This window comes from Paenibacillus sp. J53TS2 (assembly GCF_018403305.1).
GTDB lineage: Bacteria > Bacillota > Bacilli > Paenibacillales > Paenibacillaceae > Fontibacillus > Fontibacillus rhizolycopersici.
On record NZ_BOSK01000032.1, the window covers coordinates 1 to 414 of the forward strand.

A 414-nucleotide genomic window follows, 5' to 3' on the forward strand; every position below is an offset into this window, starting at 1 on the left:
CATCCTCCGTGTGCTCTTAGTAGCTTAACCAACTACTAGTTTCACTTGTTTTGACACAAGTTCAGCTAAAAGAATGTTTCTAAAACGCAAATTTCGTTTCGTTTATCCAGTTTTCAAGGATCAAGTTTTGATGAAATTAATGGTGGAGCCAAGGAGGATCGAACTCCTGACCTCCTGCTTGCAAGGCAGGCGCTCTCCCAGCTGAGCTATGGCCCCGCAAATTCCATCAAAACCGAACAAATGGAAACACGTCATGTTTTGTACCGTTCCGTTACAGGAACGAGGTACTCCATAGAAAGGAGGTGATCCAGCCGCACCTTCCGATACGGCTACCTTGTTACGACTTCACCCCAATCATCTACCCCACCTTCGGCGGCTGGCTCCTTGCGGTTACCTCACCGACTTCGGGTGTTG

Annotated in this window: 1 tRNA gene and 1 rRNA gene; both read right to left on the bottom strand. The window is 48.1% G+C overall.

Going from position 1 to position 414, the window contains the following annotated elements:
• Positions 1-140: 140 nt before the first annotated feature.
• Positions 141-216: transfer RNA gene (locus KJS42_RS22945), tRNA-Ala, on the bottom strand.
• A 79-nt stretch (positions 217-295) separates the two neighbouring features.
• Positions 296-414: ribosomal RNA gene (locus KJS42_RS22950) — 16S ribosomal RNA — on the bottom strand; the annotation flags it as partial.